The following is a 17,586-nucleotide window of genomic DNA, read 5'->3' as shown; positions in this document are numbered from 1 at the left end:
CAGAAGCGGGGTTGATCCACACAATGCTGAAGTCGTTAAGAGGGAAGGCAGGCCTTTCCTTGTTCGCCGCGCTGGCGCTGCTGCTTTCGGGTTGCGCGCAACAAGCGTCTCCGCTCAACCCGAAAGGGACGCAAGCGCTCGAGCAGCTGAATCTCATGATTTTGTCGATCGTCATCATGGTTATCGTCGTCGTCGTCGTATTTGCGATTTCGATTTACGTGCTCGTCAAGTTTCGCGCGCGCAAAGGCGACAACCACATCCCGAAGCAAGTCGAAGGCAACCACAAGCTCGAGATCATCTGGACGGTCATTCCGATCATCCTGCTCGCCATCTTGGTCGTTCCTACGGTCGGATACACGTTCAAGCACGATCAGAACTTGTCGGCCGATCCCGACGCGATCAAGGTGCAGGTCGTCGCTCACCAATTCTGGTGGGAGTTCAACTATCCGGAGCTCGGCATCTACTCCTCGCAAGAGGTCGTCATGCCGGTCGGCAAGAATATCTCCTTCGAGCTGACGTCCGCGGACGTCGTTCACTCGTTCTGGATTCCGGCTCTCGGCGGCAAGAAGGATACGAACCCTGGATTAACGAGCTACATGCACTTGACGCCGACGGAAGTAGGCGTATACAAGGGCAAGTGCGCCGAGCTATGCGGCCAATCGCACGCGTTGATGGACTTTAAAGCCGTCGTCGTGACGGAAGAAGAGTTCGCCGCATGGGTGGCGGATATGCAGGAAGCGCCTTCGGTCGCGGCGGAAGACGTCGCGGCGGGCGAAGAAGTGTTCAAGAACAATTGCATTCAGTGCCACGCGATTCAACCGGACGCGAAGAGCCCCGTCGCTCCTCATCTGAACGGCTTCGCGGAGCGAGGGAACGTTGCGGGCATTCTGCAGAATACGGAAGAAAACATTAAAGCTTGGATTGCGGATCCGGTCTCGGAGAAACCAGGCACGTTGATGCCGAAGGTCGATCTGACGGAAGAAGAGATCGATCAAGTGACGCAATACCTGCTTCAATTGAAATAAGCATAAACAACACAGTATAGGGAGGTTGGCCCGGTGGCTAACGCACATGCCCATGGTCATCACGGTGCGCACACCGTAAAGCGATATACAGGCCTCATGGATTGGTTGACGACCGTCGACCATAAGAAGATCGGGATCCTGTATTTGCTCGCCGGTGCGTTCTTCTTCGTGATCGGCGGGATCGAAGCCCTTCTCATTCGGCTTCAATTGATCGGTCCGCAGCAAGGATTCGTGGACGCGCAAACCTTTAACGAATTGATTACGATGCACGGAACGACGATGATCTTCCTTGCGGCGATGCCGATCATCTTCGGCTTCATGAACGCGATTGTGCCGCTTCAGATCGGCGCGCGCGACGTCGCGTTCCCGTTCGTGAACGCGCTCGGCTTCTGGACGTTCTTCGTCGGCGGCGTGCTTCTGAATCTGAGCTGGATCGTCGGCGAGGTGCCGGACGCAGGCTGGACCGCCTACGTGCCGTTATCCGGCGAACAGTTCAGTATGCACCGCGGTTTGGATTTCTACTTGATGGGTCTTCAGATCGCGGGGATCGGGACGCTGATCGGCGGCATTAACTTCCTCGTCACGATCATCAATATGAGAGCGCCGGGCATGGGCTTCATGAGAATGCCGATGTTCACTTGGACGGCTTTCATTACGTCGGCGATGATTTTGTTCGCGTTCCCTGCCCTCGCGGTAGGCCTGATTCTCTTGACGTTCGATCGTTTGTTCGGCGGTAATATTTTCGATCCGAATATGGGCGGCAACATCGTGTTGTGGCAGCACATCTTCTGGATTTTCGGGCATCCTGAAGTATATATTCTCGTGCTTCCGGCGTTCGGGATCATCTCCGAGGTCATTCCGACGTTCTCGCGCAAGCGGTTGTTCGGTTACAGCGCGATGGTATTCGCGACGGTGCTTATCGGCTTCTTAGGCTTCATGGTTTGGGTCCACCATATGTTCACGACGGGCATGGGACCGGTCGCGAACGCGTTGTTCGCGGTAGCGACGATGCTCATCGCGATTCCGACCGGGATCAAGATTTTCAACTGGCTGTTCACGATGTGGGGCGGCCGCGTTCAATTCACCACGGCGAACATGTTCGCGATCGGCTTCGTGCCGACGTTCGTTATGGGCGGCGTCACGGGCGTCATGCTGGCGGTTCCGCCGGCGGACTGGCAGTTCCATGACAGCTACTTCGTCGTCGCGCACTTCCACTACGTTATCGTAGGCGGCATCGTGTTCGGCTTGCTGTCGGGCTTGTTCTACTGGTGGCCGAAGATGACGGGACGATTCCTGAACGAGACGCTCGGGAAGCTGACGTTCTGGCTGTTCTTCATCGGTTTCCATATGACGTTCTTCATTCAACACATCGTAGGTCTTCTCGGCATGCCGCGCCGCGTCTTCACGTACCTCGGCGAGCATGAGAATCCGGGTTGGACGTGGATGAACCAATTGTCGACGATCGGCGCGTTCGTCATGGCGATCGCCATCCTCATCTTGCTGTTCAACATCGTAGCGACGCTCGGGAAGCCGAAGACGGCGAAGGGCGACGCTTGGGGCGACGGCCGGACGCTCGAGTGGACGATTCCGTCCCCGGCGCCGGAATACAACTTCAAGCAAACGCCGATTACGCGCGGCATCGACGCATGGTGGAAAGAAAAGATGGCAGGCAACACCGAGATGACGCCGGCGGAGCCGGTCGGTCCGATTCACATGCCGTCGCCTTCGATCCTGCCGTTGTTCATGTCGATCGGCTTGGGCATCGCAGCCGTAGGCTTTATGTACAGCGAGGAATGGAACGGCTATTACGTAGCGATCGCAGGTCTCGTGATCACGTTCTTCTGCATGTTCCTTCGCTCCGTATACGACGATCACGGGTTCCATATCGACCCGAAGGATGACAAGGGGGTAGGGGCATGAGCGGCGTAACTCACGTGGATCCGCACGCGCACGGCGTCTCCGGCGAGCTGCCTCACGAGCCGGAACGCGCGACGCTGGAAGGCCGGAATAAGCTTCTTGGATTTTGGTTGTTCTTGGGCGGCGAATGCGTCCTGTTCGGCACGTTGTTCGCGACGTTCATGGCGCTTCGCCACAATACGATGGGCGGTCCGGACGGGGCGCATCTGTTCGACCTCGTCTTGGTCGCTTGGGCGACGTTCATCCTGCTCACGAGCTCGCTGACCAGCGTGTTCGCGATTCAGGCGATGCACGCGAAGAAGGTGCCGCAGATCATGCTGTGGCTCGGCGTGACGGTCCTTCTCGGCCTGGGCTTCTTGGGCCTCGAGATTTACGAGTTCATCCATTACGTACATGAAGGCCACCAGTTCAACTCGAGCGCCTTCGGTACTTCGTTCTACTCGCTCGTCGGCTTCCACGGCGCGCACGTCGCGTTCGGGGTGCTCTGGATTACGTTGTTGATTTTCCAATTGGCGAAAAAAGGCCTCACGACGGTAACGGCGCCGAAGGTTTACGTTGCCTCGCTGTACTGGCACTTTATCGACGTCGTGTGGGTGTTCATTTTCACGATCGTCTATCTTATGGGAAAGATGGGGTGATCCGGAATGGCCGATCATACGCTTCATAACGGGTCGACGTCGAACGCTCGACGGAAAGTTCGCCACGAAGGTCCCAGAAACCATCTGCTCGCGTTCGCGCTTTCGATTCTGCTGACGGGCGTCGCCTTCTTGGCGGTCGCGTACTCCTTGGTCGGAGAAGAGACGCATGTCGAGCCGTGGTTCGTACAAATTTTCATCATTACGCTGGCGATTTTCCAAGCCGTCATTCAGTTGGGCTTCTGGATGCACATGAAGGATAAGGGGCATGCATACCCGATTCTCGGCATCGCCTTCGGATTTTTCGTCGCGCTGACGTGCGCGGCGGCGGGACTTCTCTGGTCTTGGTGGTAAACGATAAGCAAACTTGATTTTCAATAGTCGTTGAGTCGCAGCGGGCAGGCGGAGGTTCGTTCTTACGAATCGCCGCCTTCCTGCGTCATCGGGAAAGAGGGAGGATACGATATGTTCGGTTTGGTCGGAATCAGTTGGACTTCGATGTGGAGTCCGGTCACGTTGGCGGCGTTCGTCGCGATGGCCCTCATCTATTTGTACATTACAGGTCCGGGTCGCGCGCGGTTCGCCGATTCGACTCCCGTGCCCGCGGCGAAGAAAGCCTGGTTCGTCGGCGGGTTAGCGTTCCTGTACGTTGCGTTCGGCAGTCCGATCGATCTGCTCGGGCACATGATGTTCACCTTCCACATGATCAGCATGTCGTTCGCCTACCTCGTCGCGGCTCCGATGCTGCTGGCAGGTACGCCGGAATGGCTGCTGCGGCCGATCGGTCGCATACCGGGGATCAAGGGATTGAAATTTCTTGTGAATCCGATCTTTACGCTGTTGTTTTTTAACGTCGCGTTCTCGATCTATCACGTCCCGTTGGTCCATGACTTCGTCATGTTGAACTTCGCCGTCCATACGTCGTATTACGTGCTGCTGATGATCGCCGCGCTGCTGATGTGGTTCCCGGTCATCTGCCCGGTCTCCTCGTTAGACAAGCTCGAGGGGGTCCGGAAGATGGGCTACATCTTCGCGAACAGCGTGCTGCTCACGCCGGCGTGCGCGCTGATCATTTTCTCGGGTTCGGCCATGTACGTCACGTATACGGATCCGATGATGTGGGCGACCGCCATGGGGTACTGCGTGCCGCAAGGGGCGACGGCGCTGCTCGAGATGTTCAGCGGCCCGCAAGCGCTCGGTTGGATGGACGCGCTCGTGGACCAACGGACCGGCGGCGTGCTGATGAAGATTTTCCAAGAGATCGTCTACGGCTCGATCTTGGTGTATGTGTTCCGGCAATGGTACCGGAAGGAAAACCCGAAGTCGAAAACCGACGACGATTCGCTCGATCCGACGCCGGCTTACCTCGAGATGCTGCGCGCGCAGTCGGAGCCCGCGAAGTAGGGGGCGGGGAGCCGTTAGCGAAGGGAATGCGCTAATAGTGAAGGGGCGCTTCCTTATTAGCGCACGCGGCTCGTTGATTGATAAAGCCATTGACGATGCAGCGCAAATTTGTGGAAATAAATCCAGTGAAGCACACTTTTTACCGAAAGTCGGTAGGAGGTGTGTTTTTTTTCGTGGTGGCATGATGCGCAACAAACGGTCGGATACACAGGAAATCGCACGGCATGGGCGACTAGAAAAGTAATCATCGTAAAGATGGCGGCACGAGAGCCGATGAAACCCATCCATGACGCGACGAAGTTCCAAGGGGAGCAAGCGAACGGGGGCTGCATGGTTGCAAAGGCTGGCCGCCGAGGAGTGACGTTGCATAGCAGAAAGAATCGGGGAAATCATGAAGAGGAGGACAAGGGGGATCGTTCATGGAAAGAAAGAAATTCGGCAGCACGGATATGGAAGTGAGCATCCTAGGTTTCGGCGGCGCGGAAATCGGCTTCGAGGGAGCCGACGCGGCGACGGTCGAGCGGCTGCTCGGCAGCGCGCTGGATGCCGGCTTGAATATGGAGACGTCGATCAACATCGCCGATCAAGAGGCGATCGAGCTGACGCTGCCGAAGGCGAGAGAACGCGGCATGGGCGTCATCGCCAAGCGGCCGATCGCCAACACGTCCTGGAAATATGACAGCCTGCCGAACGTGGAATACCATCAGGCGTATTGGGAGCGGCTGCAGAAGCTGCAGTACGATTTCTTGAACGCGCCGATGCAGGAGGTCGTCTCGACGGCGCTGCGCTTCACGCTGGCGCAGCCGGGCGTCTGCACGGCGATCGTCGGCACGGCGAAGCCGGACCGCTGGGTCGAGAACGCGACGCTCGTGGCGCAGGGCCGGTTGCCGGAAGAGACGGTGCAAGCGATTCGCCGCCGATGGACGGAGGTCGTCGGCGCCGATTGGATCGGGTTGGAATAAGCGAATACAATTCACACGGATAAAGGGGCTACTTCGCAGCGGCGGGGGAGCTCCTTTTTTCATGAAGATTGTGAAAATAAATTTCACATATTTCAGAAATTCATGAAATAAATTTATATATGTCGCGACCAGGCTTAACAATCCTACGACATACTGTTCACGGGAAAATAAGTGACTAACGACGACAGAGGAGCGTGAAGGAACGGGTATGCAGTTGAACCTTCTACAACGAAGATGGAGTTGCGCGGCGCTCGCTGCGGCGGTGCTGGCGTCGGCGCTGCTGCCGATCGCGCCGGCTTCGCCGGCCGCGGCGATGGACATGCCCCGGACGGAGTTCGGACAGATCGTCGATATGCGGCGAACCGAATTGGCGCCCGGAGCGGCATATACGTGGTATGATATGAGCATTCCGAGAGGATCCGAGAAGCTGCACTTCGTCGAATTCGATCCGACCGCGCCGCATTTGGAACTGCAGGCCGGAACGAAGTCAGGGAAGGTATACGGCTTCCAACGCTTGACCGAGATGGCGGACGACGCGGATGCGCCCGGCAATCGGGTCATCGCGGGCATCAACGCGGACTTCTTCGACATTAGCGGCCATGCGACCGGGGTGCCGAACGGCCTCTTCGTCGGAGACGGCACGATTTTAAACAGTGCGTCCGCTCCGTATGCGTTCGGGCTGAAAGCGGACGGGACGGCCGTCTACGGGAGCCCGGTCTTGACGAAGACGGTGACGATCGACGGCGTCACGACGAGCTTGACGCATATCAATCGATATCGCGATACGAATCAATGGGTCTTGTACACGGATGATTATTCTACATCCACGAAGACGAATGCGACGGGCGACGAAGTGCGCCTGGAGATCCTGGAAGGCGCCGTGAAAAGCGGCCAAACGATGCGCCTTCGCGCGGTCGAGGTGCGGACCGGCGCCGGCGACACGCCGCTCGCGCCGGGCTTCGTCGTCTTATCGGCGACGGGCACCGCGCGCAACGCGCTTGCAGGGCTCGAGGTCGGCGACGAGATTACGGCTTCATTCGCGCTTAGCGGCGAATGGAACGACGTGACGGTCGCCGTCGGCGGCCAAGGTCCGCTGATCAAGGACGGCGTCGTGCAAACGAACGTGGGGCCGGAAGGTGTGCATCCGCGTACCGCAATCGGCACGAAGGCGGACGGCACGGTCGTCCTGTTCGAGATCGACGGCCGCGCACCGGGCTTCAGCGAAGGCGTAGAGACGGTCGAGCTCGCGAAAATCATGCGGGACATCGGCGTCGTGAACGCCGTCAATCTCGACGGCGGGGGTTCGTCGACGTTCATCGCGAGGCTGCCCGGAGAGTCGACCCGCAAGATGCTGAACCGCGGTTCCGACGGCGGGGAGCGGTCGACGGGGAACGGGCTGCTGCTCGTCAACACGGCGCCGGAGGAGGCGGCCGCGAAGCTAGTCGTACGGCCGAATTACGAGCGCGTGCTCGCCGGCTCGCGCCTCGCCTTGAGCGCCGCGGGCGTCGACGCGACCGGTCATCCGGCCGCGGCGGCCGAGCCGGTCGTCTGGACCGTCGATCCGTCGCTCGGGACGATCGACGCCGCGGGCGTCTTCACAGCCGGCGACAATGCCGGCGAAGGCGTGATCTCGGCGCGGGCGGGCAGCCTGAGCGGCGAGGCGACGGTCGAGGTCGTCGAAACGTTGACCGCGTTGAAGTTTCCGGACGCCATGAAGGCGTTCAATGTCGGCGACGCCGCGACGTTGTCGGTGACGGCGCTGCGAGACGGACAAGTCGTGCAAGCGGACAATCGCCTGTTCGAATGGCGAGTGGAAGGCCCGATCGGTACGATCGACGGGAATGGGGTGTTCCAAGCGACGAGCGAGAACAGCAAGACAGGGAAAATATTCGTAAAACACGGCAATGTGGAGACGTCGATGGACGTCGAAGTCGGCACGCCGCCGGTCGTGCTCGAGGATTTCGAGAACGGCATCGGCAATTATAACGCGGCTGGCGCGAACTTCAACACCGTACGAATCTTCGAGGAAACCGGCGAGGACTTCGTTCGATTCGGCGGCAAAGCGCTGCGGATGGAATACGACTTCGTCGGCAAGACGGGAACGTCGGGCATTTACTTATCCGCGAAGAGCGTCGATACCCGGATTCAGGTGCCCGGATACCCGGAGAAAATCAGCATGTGGGTGTACGGCGACGGGAAGAAGCACTGGCTGCGCGCGCAAATGCGCGACGGCAACAACGCGGCGTTCCCGATCGACTTCACGTCCGAGCTCGGCGGCGTCGACTGGGTCGGGTGGAAGTATCTCGAAGCGGCCGTGCCTGCAGGCAAGAAGCTGCCGCTGACGATGGACTTGCCGGTCCGCTATATGGAGACGAAAAACAACAACAAAACGAACGGCATCATCTACATCGACCAGATTCGGGCGGTGTACGGTCCGCTCACGGAGGATCGGACGCCGCCGATCATCAAAAACGCCGCGCCGGCCGATCGGTTGACGGTCAACACGGCGACGCCGACGATTCGAGCCGTGGCGGAGGATGCGGGTTACGATCCGGATACCTCGCCGGGCACGACGTTGATCGATCCGGCGAAAATCCGGCTGTACGTCGACGGCCTACCGGTCGCGCACAGCTTATACCCGCCGAAAGGCGAAATTTCATACATCCCGAACGAGCCGTTGGAGGAAGGGCCGCATACGGTGAAGCTGTCCGTACGAGACCTCTCCGGCAACCAGACGATCGAAGAATGGAAGTTTAACGTCGATCTCGGCTCGCCGAAGTTCAAGTACGAGACGCCGGCGACGGTCTACGCGGGGAACGCGGCGACGTTGGACATTCGCGGCGAGAAGGCGAATCTTCTGACAGGCGGAACCCTCGAGTTCGCGTTCGATCCGTCGAAGACGGCAAGCTACGAGGTCGTTCCGGGCGCCAAGCTGACCGAAGCGAACGTTACCGGCGTCGTGTCCGACGGAGGCGTCGTGCGCGTATCCTTCGACAATTTGCAGTCGGCAGCCTTGACGGACGCGGACATGCTTGCGCAAATCAAATACAAGGTGAAGCCCGAAGCCGCTGGAACGAACGACATCGCGCTGCGATCCGGCGAAGTGTCGTTCGAAGGGCGCGCGACGCCGATGAACTTCTTCGCTTGGCCGGTCGTCTCGGAAATTGGGACGCAGCTTCTTCTGAGTTGGAATTATGAAGGCATCGTGGAAGGCTACGATACAACGTTCACCGTCGTGGACGCCGATGGGAACCCTGTGGCCGGCGCGTCGATTCTCGCGGACGGAATCCCGGCGATCGGCGAGACGAATGCGGAGGGCAAGCTGACGGTTTCAGGTCTGACCGCTGCGGTGAAGACGATCAAGCTTCTCGCGTCGCAAGGCGAGAGGCACAGTCCTGTCATCGATTTCAAGGTATCCAAGCTGGCGGGCTCGCCGAATCCGTACAATATCAGCGTCGCGATGAGCGAGGATCCGACGACGAGCCGGCGCCTGTCGTGGAACACGCATCCGCATACGGCGGGAACGGTGGCGGAGGTCGCGAAAGCATCCGAGTTTACGGACTTCGACGCCGCGAACGTCATAACGTTCGCGGGAAGCAGCGGCATCTATAACACGAACAACGACGGCACGATTCGCGTGCACAAGGCCGTCTTGGACGGACTCGAACCGGATACGGAATACGTCTATAGGGTCGGAGACGGCGCCGCGAACGTGAGCGCGTCCGGCAAGTTCCGGACCGCGCCGATCGGCGGCGACCGAACGAAGTTCTTGTTCTTCGGCGACTCCCAAGCGGGGGATCAAGCGGGCTTCCAGCTGTGGGGCAACACGGTGGATAAAGGGGTAGCCGACGCTTCCGATGCGGAGTTTATCGTCCATGCGGGCGACATCGTCGACCTCGGGCATGAAGAAGAACAATGGAATATGTGGTTCGCCGCAGCGCAGGAAGAGCTGATGAACACGACGCTCGTCGCGGTCGTCGGCAACCACGAGGTGACGGGCGAAGACGAAGATAACGCCGGCGATGAAGGAAAGGACTTCAAATCGCATTTCAACTTTCCGGATAACGGTATTGAAGAACTGAAAGGTACCAATTACTCATTCGATTATAAAAACATTCATTTCGCGGTGTTGAACAGCGAATATTACTTCGAGGAGCAGCGCGACTGGCTGCGCGAAGATCTCTCGAACACGGATCGGACGTGGAAAATCGTTATTTTCCACAGAGGCCCTTATGGAGGCTATTACAGCACAGAAGCCGTCAAGCGGCATTGGACGCCGGTGTTCGACGAGTTCGGCGTGGATCTCGTGCTGAACGGACATGATCATCTTTATCTGAAGACCCACCCGATGAAGGGCGGCGCGCCGGTCGAGCCGGGCGAAGGCACGGTATATGTCGTCGGCGGATCCAGCGGACCGAAGTTCTACGAGCTGGTCGAACAGCCTTGGCAGGAAAAGGTGTACGACCGTAAGATTCAGATATATTCTACGATCGAGGTCGTCGGCGATACGCTGACGTTCGTAGCGAAGGCGGTCGACACCGGCGAGGAAATCGACCGGTTCACGCTGACGAACGATATCGAGCGCATCGAGCTGGCGGGCGCTCCGATGCTAACGGCGGGCGAAACTTCGTCGACGGTCGCGGAAGCCGTGTACGGCTCGGGACGGCGCGTACCGTTGCTGCACGGCGTAACGTACGGCAGCAGCGACCCGAGCGTTGCGACGATCGATGCGTCCGGCGTCGTCCGCGCGCTGGCTGCGGGCACGACCGTCATCTCCGCGGCGTACGGCGAGTGGAGCGATGCGTATACGCTGCAAGTGAGCGCCGTTCCGCCGACGATGACCGGCATCTCCGTCGACGGGCCGACTCGACTCTTCGTCGGAGAGGAGGGCGCGAGCGTCACGAGGGCGACGTATGACAACGGCATGCACGTACCGTTGACGGAAGGCGTCTTCTACGGCAGCAGCGACCCGATCGTGGCGTCGATCGACACGGAGGGCAACGTCCGCGCGCTCGCCGCGGGCACGACCGTCATCTCGGCGGTATACGGGGAGTGGAGCGATTCCTATGCATTGCAAGTGGATTCCCCATCGCCTGCCATCGACGCCGTCACCATCGAAGGGCCGACCGTTCTTACCGTCGGAGACGAGGGCGTCGCGGCCGCGAAGGCAATATACAGCGACGGCGTCCAAGTATCGCTGACGACCGGCGTCGTCTACGGCAGCAGCGAGCCGAACGTCGCGACGATCGACGCCGCGGGTAAAATCCGCGCGCGCGCGCCGGGCACGACGGTCATCTCCGCGGATTACGGCGAGTGGAGCGATGACTATGTGCTTGAGGTGAAGCCAGCCGGTTCGGGTCCGGGGGACGACGACGATTCGCCGCCGCCAAGCGCGCCATCGACGCCGACCGAGCCGGCCGCGGAAGGCCGCATCGAGATCGACGCGAGCGCGCTGACGAGCGGTCGACCGTACAAAGCGGACGGCAAGCTCGAAGAGCTGGTGTTGCCGGGCGACGCGGCGCGCGCGATGACCGGCGAGGCGTTCACCGTCGAAGCGGTAAATCTGACGATCGCGATTCCGGCGAACGTGCTGCAGGCGTTGAGCGAGCTGCTCCCGGCAGAGTCGCGCGCCGACAGTCGGATCGTATTGAAGGCGGAGCCGGTCGGGGCGGAGGAGACGGCACGCTTGCTGGCGGGCGTCGACCGTCCGGCGGGAGCGGCCTTCCGAGCGGCGGGCGAGCTCTATGCGTTCGAGCTTTCGATCGTAGCGAAGGATGGGGAGAGTTTCGCGCTTCGCGCGTTCGAGACGCCGATCGCGATTTCGATTCCGCTGCGCCCGAATATCGATCCGACGATCGTCGGCATGTACTACATGGCTGACGACGGAACGATCGAATACGTGGGCGGCACGGTCGAAAATGGCGTGCTGACGGCCGATATCGAGCACTTCAGCACGTATGCGGCGCTGGAATACGAGGTCCGTTACAGCGACGTTCCGGCGGATCATTGGGCGGCCGACGTTATCCGGACGTTGTCCGCGAAGCATCTGGTCGAGGGCGTAGGCGGTGCGACGTTCGCGCCGGAGCGCTCCGTCACGCGGGCGGAGTTCGCCGCGCTGCTCGTCCGGGCGTTGGGGCTGAAGGGCGAGGCGTCCGTCTCGTTCGCCGACGTCGCCTCGAACCGGTGGTACGCCGACGAGATCGGGCTCGCCGCCGAAGCGGGCATCGCGGGCGGGGCGGGAGACGGCACGTTCCGGCCGGAGGCGAACGTCACCCGGCAGGAGATGGCGGCCATGCTCGTTCGGGCGTACGCGTATGCGGGAGGCCGAAGAGGGTCGACCCCGGCGGTCGCCGGCTTCGAGGATACGGCCGAAGCCCCTGCGTGGGCGCAAACGGCCATCCGCGAGGCGTTCGCCGCAGGGCTCGTGCAGGGCCGCGCGAACGGCCGATTCCAACCGGAAAGCGCGCTGACGCGCGCCGAAAGCGTCCAGGCGTTGGAGAATATGCTCGAAGCCTTACAGTAAAACCGGAAAACTCCCGGGGTTCGAACAGAACCTTCGGGAGTTTTTTCCTTATTTTCCTCGGCGGTGTTGACATTGGTTTATGGGTCGTTATACTGTGTATATAGATATAAACACATATACACGGACACAGTGTAACCAATAAGGAGGCATATATGCTTAGAGACGCATTGTGGCTGACTCGAACGCAATGGTCGCATTCGAAGATCGGTCTCGTTATGACGGTCGCCTTTTACGGCGCGTACGGCGGTCTTACGGGGATGTTTTCCGACGAATGGGTCGCCGAGGATTTCGCCTTCACGGGGATCATGATGGATCTGCTCGTCGTCACGTTCATGTCGATGAACGGCTTCGTCTTCTGCAAGGGATACCTGAACAACCCGTATTGGAAGAACGACTCGTTCACGAAGAAGCTCGCGATGATGCGATCGCTCCCGATTCCCGTCGAGACGCTCGCGATGAGCCGGTCGATTCAGGTGCTGCTGGCGTCGCCGGTGTCGACGCTGTTGTTTTTCGGCATTTTCTATATCGCAAGCGATTGGGCGCGGGATTTGCCCTTGGCGGTCCTTCTTCCATTCGTTCTCTTCTGGTTCGCCATCGGCAATGCGTTCAGCGTCTGGTTCGTCGTCGAGGAATGGAGCCGCAGCGGCAAGCGGTATTTGCTGAGCTCGTTCCTCGCGGTGATCGCCTTCGTCGCGTTCGTGGTCGCCTTCTACTTCCTGACCGGCAAGCACCTTACGTTCTTCGTCGTCGAGTCGATTCAGAAGCCCGGCGGTTGGCTCTGGACCGCGCTTGCGCTCCCGATCGGCGTCGCCGCGCATGTCTGGATGCAGCTTCGCTTGCGCCGCATCTTACTCCATCGGGATTTCGAGTGAAGGGCGGTGACGAGAGATGCCATTACCGATTCGCATATCGCATGACAGCGCCGAACCGCTGTACCATCAGATCGCATCCCAGATGAGATCGCTTATCTTCAGCGGCCAGCTGCCGGCCGGGACGCTGCTGCCGTCCATTCGGGAGCTGGCGGTCGAGACGGAGTGCAGCGTCATTACGATTCGCAGGGTATATCAAGAGTTGGAGAGTGAGGGGCTCGTGAGAACGAGACAAGGAACCGGAACGTTCGTGTCCGAGGTTGAAGCGGACCGCAGAGGGCAATATCAATACGAAGCGGTGCGCGATGCGCTGAAGCAAGCGTTGGAGCGGATCAAGATGTCGGGTCTCGGCGAGCGGGAAGTTCGGGACGTATTCGAGCAGGCGCTGCGGGACGTATTTCCTTCGGAGGAGGGGACGCGATGAAGCCGGTACTAGAGCTGGAACGGTTCGAGAAAATGCGGGGCGACTTCCGTCTAGGACCGATCGATCTTACCGTGGAGGAAGGGCTTATCGTCGCGCTCGTCGGGCCGAACGGCTCGGGCAAGAGCACGTTGTTCCGCTCGATGATGGGGCTGCTGCATCCCGATCGGGGAACGCTCCGCGTCTTCGGCGAGGCGGCGTATCCCGCGAACGACGTCGGAACGAAGCGTCGAATCGGCTTCGTCGGCGACTCGATGCTGCCCGTCGACGACGGCATGACGGTGTCGGAGTGGAAGCGATTCGTCGCTCGGTGGTATAAGAACTGGAACGAAGCGACGTGGAGCCGACTGAGCGAGCGGCTCGAGCTCGAGCCGAAGAAGAAGCTGAAGGAGCTGTCGACCGGCATGACGAAGCGGCTCGAGTTCGCGCTCGCGGTGTCGCACGACCCGGAGCTGCTGCTGCTCGACGAGCCGTCCTCCGGACTCGACCCGTTCGCTTGGCGCATCATGATGGATGAAATCCGGGCGTTCATGGACGGGGGAGACCGGACGGTGTTCGTCGCGACGCACATCATGGAAGAGGTGCGCCGTCTGGCCGACTTGATCGTATTCTTGTACAAGGGCCGGATCGTCGGCGTATACGAGAAGGATCGGCTGATGGACGATTGGAAGACGATGTGGATCGGCGAAGGCGCGGACCGCGTCCGGACGCTGCCCGGCGTCGTAGCGGTGGAAGAGGGCCGGGGCGCCGGCGGCGGCACGCGGTTCGTCACGAGCGACGCGAGTCGCACCGAAGCCGAGCTTCGCGCGCTCGGCATCGCTCCGCTCGAGACGCGGGCGGTCGAGCTCGAGGATATCTTGTGGCATCTAATGGAATCCGATAAACGAAAGAGCGGAGGCGTGTAACCGATATGGGGAACTTGAAACTAGAGCGCGTAGCGAAAAACTTCGGCGCCAAACGCGCGGTGAACGGCATCTCCTTCACGGCGCAGCAAGGGGAAATCTTCGGCTTGATCGGAGCGAACGGCGCCGGGAAGACGACGACGATGCGGATGGTGCTCGGCCTCATCTATCCGGACGAAGGCAAGATCGCTTACGGCGGGCAGCCGTATTCCCAAGCGATGAAAGAGCAATTCGGGTACTTGCCGGAAGAGCGGGGGCTGTACCCGAAGGTGAAGGTGAGCGACCAGATTTTGTACCTCGCGGAGCTGCGCGGCATGCGCCGCGCCGACGCGGACAAGGCACTGAAAGTTTGGCTGGAGCGGTTCGGCGTGCCGGAGAACTACGGCAAGAAGGTCGAAGAGCTGTCCAAAGGCAACCAGCAGAAAATTCAGTTCATCGCGGCCGTCATTCATAATCCGAATTATCTCATTCTCGACGAAGCGTTCAGCGGCCTCGATCCGGTCAACGTCGAGCTGCTGAAGGAGACGATCGCGTCGCTCCGTGACGAAGGCAAGACGATTCTGTTCTCCAGCCACCGGATGGAGCATGTCGAGGAGCTGTGTCAGAACGTCTGCGTCTTGGACCGATCGAACGCCGTGCTGCAGGGCAGCCTGCGCGAGATCAAGAGCCGCTTCCCGAAGGAACGCGTCATGCTGACGACGGAGCGTCCGATGGAGGGGCTCGAGCGCATCGAAGGCGTGACGGCGGTCAAGCGGCTCGCGAACGGCTACGACATCCGAATCGCGGACGAGTCGGCGGCCGGGCGGGTGCTCCGCCTCGCGGCGGACACGAACACGGTGACGCGGTTCGAGCTGATGGAGCCGTCGCTGAACGACATTTTCATTAAGACGATCGGGGGTTCCGGCAAACATGAATAAATTAGGGACGGTTATCCGATTTACGTACGGCAACGCGATTAAGCAGAAGTCTTTCCTCATTTCGACGCTCGTCTTCGTCCTCATCGTATCCGTCTTGGCGCATCTGCCGTCGATCATCGCGTCGTTCGGCGGGGACGAGGGCCCGAAGCGGGTCGGCGTCGTCGAGGGCGGGGAGCGATACGTGTCGCTGCTCAACGAATATTACGCGCTGTCCCCGGAGCCGGCCGTCGAAGTCGTCGGCGTGGCGAACGAGGAAGAGGCGGCGAGGCTCGTCGAGGCGAAGGAGCTCACGGGCTACCTTAAGGCCGGCGCCGAGGCGAACGTCAACGGCGTGCCGAGCTTCGAGTATAAGTCCAAGGACGCGATCCCGTCGTTGATGGGCGACTTATCGAGCGGCTTGCAATACGTCAATCAAGCGCTCGCCCGGGAAAGCATGGGCCTTAGCGAAGAGCAAGTCGCCAAGCTGTCCGCGCCCGTGTCGATCGTACCCGTGCAACTTACCGACGCGGCCGAAGGCAAGAGCGAGTCGGAAATCCAATTGGCGTTCGGTCTCGTCTACGTGCTGCTCTTCTTGCTCTACATGGGCGTCATCGGGTACGGCAATATGGTCGCTACGGCGATTACCGCGGAGAAGAGCTCCCGCGTCATGGAGCTGCTCGTCTCGAGCTCCGCGCCGCTAACGCAGATGTTCGGCAAGATCATCGGCGTCTGCCTGCTCGGCCTGACGCAGATCGCGTTGTTCATCACGGTCGGCGCCGCGAATCTGACGCTCTCGCAAGGCAGCAACCCGTTGTTAACGAACTTGAATATTAACTTGTCCGAAGTCGATCCGATGCTGTTCGTTTACTTCATTATCTTTTACCTGCTCGGCTATCTGATCTATGCCGCCGTGTTCGCGGCGGTCGGCTCGCTCGTGAGCCGGACGGAGGAGGTCGGCCAAGTGATCATGCCGATCACGCTGCTCATCGTCGGCGCGTTCATGGTCGCGATGTACGGCCTGACGAACCCGAACGCGCCGTTCATCGTCGTCATGTCGTTCGTGCCGTTCTTCTCGCCGCTCGTCATGTTCCTGCGCATCGGCCTCGCCGATCCGGCATGGTGGGAGATCGTTCTCTCGATCGCGATATCCGCGGCAGGCGTCTATGCGATGGGCTGGCTCGCCGCGAAAATTTACCGTACCGGCGTCCTGCTCTACGGTAAACTGCCGACCTGGAAGGAATTGCGGAAGGCGATGAAGGCGTACGACGTGTAACGGCAAGATAGGTAGTGTGTGAGTAACGGTTATAACGGAGACAGATTCGATCGTTAACTGAGACAATTTACAATACATGTTTGAAACATGAAAAGGCCCTTGATTTGTCGAAAACGTTGATAAATCAAGGGTTTTCTTTATTCGCTTCCCTTGATAGCTTTATGGTTCATCGCTCGAAGTTTGGAAGGAACAGGACCGAAATTTCTGCAATCATAATTGAGATAAATCGTTAGATAACTGTGTCTTCAGAAGGAGAAATATATGAGACGTATCCATTCTTACTATAAATTATTCTTGAGGGCACCCTTGTGGTTTCGGATGGTAGTCGGTATTTCTTTGCTGACTTCTATTGTACTCAGCAGCTCCGCCTTACCGCTGGGTGGATATTCTGAGAGCGTATCGAAGTTCGCAGCTGCGATCTTCTTCGGCGCTTTCGGGTTGAATATGCGACGAAATCGTCGGGTTCCCATAATATTCTATGCCATTTCCGCGCTGTGTCTGTATCTATCGTTGGATGCTTTACCTTGAACATATTTGAGGTAAGCATGAAGACTTTGAGTAACGGCGATGGAACCGATCCGTCGCTTTTTTTGGGTCTGTCAAGAATTTCGTGTAAACACTCCTAGAGAAAACCCACGGACAGCCTAAGGTAAATGGGGTCCAATTCGGTCGGGGAAGAAGACTGAGAGCTGCAGCAGGATCTGTCCCCAGTTTTGAACACGGCCGGTCCATTTCCGAGTTACGTCCATGGTGGCCAGA

12 protein-coding genes are annotated in these 17,586 nt (G+C 59.5%); all 12 read left to right on the top strand.

Annotated elements, in window-relative coordinates; all coding sequences use genetic code 11:
- The first annotated feature begins 23 nt into the window (after positions 1-23).
- The 12 genes from coxB (at position 24) to RIN49_RS27310 (ending at position 16,827) form a co-directional block, all read left to right on the top strand.
- Positions 24-1,025: a cytochrome c oxidase subunit II gene (gene coxB, locus RIN49_RS27365; protein WP_309123283.1), complete on the top strand. Its 1,002-nt coding sequence runs from the start codon at positions 24-26 to the stop codon at positions 1,023-1,025.
- Between the two features lie 96 nt (positions 1,026-1,121).
- Positions 1,122-2,945 (top strand): cytochrome c oxidase subunit I, encoded by a 1,824-nt coding sequence (gene ctaD / locus RIN49_RS27360; protein ID WP_309123299.1) that lies wholly within the window; start codon positions 1,122-1,124, stop codon positions 2,943-2,945.
- Positions 2,942-3,580, top strand: a complete 639-nt coding sequence (locus tag RIN49_RS27355; RefSeq protein ID WP_309123282.1) for a cytochrome (ubi)quinol oxidase subunit III — start codon at positions 2,942-2,944, stop codon at positions 3,578-3,580. The genes ctaD and RIN49_RS27355 overlap by 4 nt, the downstream gene beginning before the upstream one ends.
- A 6-nt stretch (positions 3,581-3,586) precedes the next feature.
- On the top strand, positions 3,587-3,931 hold the full coding sequence (locus RIN49_RS27350) for a cytochrome C oxidase subunit IV family protein (RefSeq protein ID WP_309123281.1): 345 nt from the start codon (positions 3,587-3,589) through the stop codon (positions 3,929-3,931).
- 111 nt (positions 3,932-4,042) lie between these two features.
- Complete coding sequence (gene ctaG / locus RIN49_RS27345) at positions 4,043-4,981, top strand: cytochrome c oxidase assembly factor CtaG (RefSeq protein ID WP_309123280.1); 939 nt, start codon at positions 4,043-4,045, stop codon at positions 4,979-4,981.
- Positions 4,982-5,400: 419 nt separating this feature from the next.
- Positions 5,401-5,943 (top strand): aldo/keto reductase, encoded by a 543-nt coding sequence (locus RIN49_RS27340; RefSeq protein ID WP_309123279.1) that lies wholly within the window; start codon positions 5,401-5,403, stop codon positions 5,941-5,943.
- Between the two features lie 208 nt (positions 5,944-6,151).
- Entirely contained in the window at positions 6,152-12,466 is a 6,315-nt protein-coding gene (locus tag RIN49_RS27335; RefSeq protein WP_309123278.1) for a phosphodiester glycosidase family protein, read from the top strand.
- A 152-nt stretch (positions 12,467-12,618) separates the two neighbouring features.
- Entirely contained in the window at positions 12,619-13,338 is a 720-nt protein-coding gene (locus RIN49_RS27330; RefSeq protein WP_309123277.1) for a hypothetical protein, read from the top strand.
- A gap of 16 nt (positions 13,339-13,354) precedes the next feature.
- On the top strand, positions 13,355-13,759 hold the full coding sequence (locus tag RIN49_RS27325; RefSeq protein ID WP_309123276.1) for a GntR family transcriptional regulator: 405 nt from the start codon (positions 13,355-13,357) through the stop codon (positions 13,757-13,759).
- On the top strand, positions 13,756-14,661 hold the full coding sequence (locus RIN49_RS27320; RefSeq protein ID WP_309123275.1) for an ABC transporter ATP-binding protein: 906 nt from the start codon (positions 13,756-13,758) through the stop codon (positions 14,659-14,661). Before RIN49_RS27325 ends, RIN49_RS27320 begins: the two co-directional genes overlap by 4 nt.
- Before the next feature lie 5 nt (positions 14,662-14,666).
- The gene (locus tag RIN49_RS27315) at positions 14,667-15,575 is read left to right on the top strand and encodes an ABC transporter ATP-binding protein (RefSeq protein ID WP_309123274.1); all 909 of its coding nucleotides are present in this window, start codon (positions 14,667-14,669) and stop codon (positions 15,573-15,575) included.
- Positions 15,568-16,827 (top strand): ABC transporter permease, encoded by a 1,260-nt coding sequence (locus RIN49_RS27310; protein WP_309123273.1) that lies wholly within the window; start codon positions 15,568-15,570, stop codon positions 16,825-16,827. The genes RIN49_RS27315 and RIN49_RS27310 overlap by 8 nt, the downstream gene beginning before the upstream one ends.
- Positions 16,828-17,586: the final 759 nt, after the last annotated feature.

The organism is Paenibacillus sp., from assembly GCF_031177825.1.
GTDB lineage: Bacteria > Bacillota > Bacilli > Paenibacillales > YIM-B00363 > Paenibacillus_AE.
The sequence above is the reverse complement of the archived record's forward strand: the minus strand, read 5'-3'. Positions and strand labels throughout refer to the sequence as shown.